The 735-nt window shown below is 56.2% G+C and carries 1 protein-coding gene; it reads left to right on the forward strand.

Features of this window, described 5'->3' with window-relative positions; translation table 11 throughout:
- The first annotated feature begins 200 nt into the window (after positions 1 to 200).
- Entirely contained in the window at positions 201 to 584 is a 384-nt protein-coding gene (locus AC1RPG_RS07865) for a hypothetical protein (RefSeq protein ID WP_481762448.1), read from the forward strand.
- Positions 585 to 735: the final 151 nt, after the last annotated feature.

The raw sequence follows: 735 nt of genomic DNA on the forward strand, positions 1-735 counted from the left end.
TGGTCTTGTCGTGCTCTCGCGGATCGCGGGTGGTGTCCTGGCCGCCATCCTCATCAAGAAGTATGCGGGGCGGCTTCCGCTTCCGGAACGTGAGTCCGTGAAATTCGGCCGCTGATTGGCCTGATGTAAAGAAAAGGGATTGTGCTTGACAGCGCAGTCCCTTTTTGTATTCTGAGCAAAATTCACGACTAGGAGGAAATATGGAACTCGATCTCGACAAAATCTATGAGGACGTTAAGAACGACCCGATGTTCGAAAACGACCACGAAGTTGCATGGGGCTGTGTGGTGCACGTTCTGAACACAGTAGCGCCGAGCTGGCATAAAGGCCGAAACACCCCGATTTACAATGCGATGCAGGCTATCGCCACGCTTGCGACACCCGAGCCGCAGCCCGGAGACACGGAACTCGTGTACGTCTACCAGATGTCGTCGAAGCCGATCGATGGCGATGTTTTCGAATGGAGCGACTGGGCCGGCTGCTCGGTCGGCTTCTACGAGCAGTTCGCGGACGTACCGGTACCGCGCGCAGGCGACCTGCTGATCCGCGTGCGGAAGCTTCGGCTGGTGGCGCATAACGGCTGAGGGGTTGACGAATAGCCCACTTTCTCGTATCATTTCCACATCAATTCAACAGGAGAAGTAGATGAGCAACGCCGTTTATCAATACCGCATGCGCACGGCTGGTGGTTCGTGGACCGATTGGCGCAATTGCGACCGTCGCATGCACTGGGAT

It is taken from the genome of Dellaglioa sp. CoH-57-MRSF-18 (assembly GCF_056781995.1).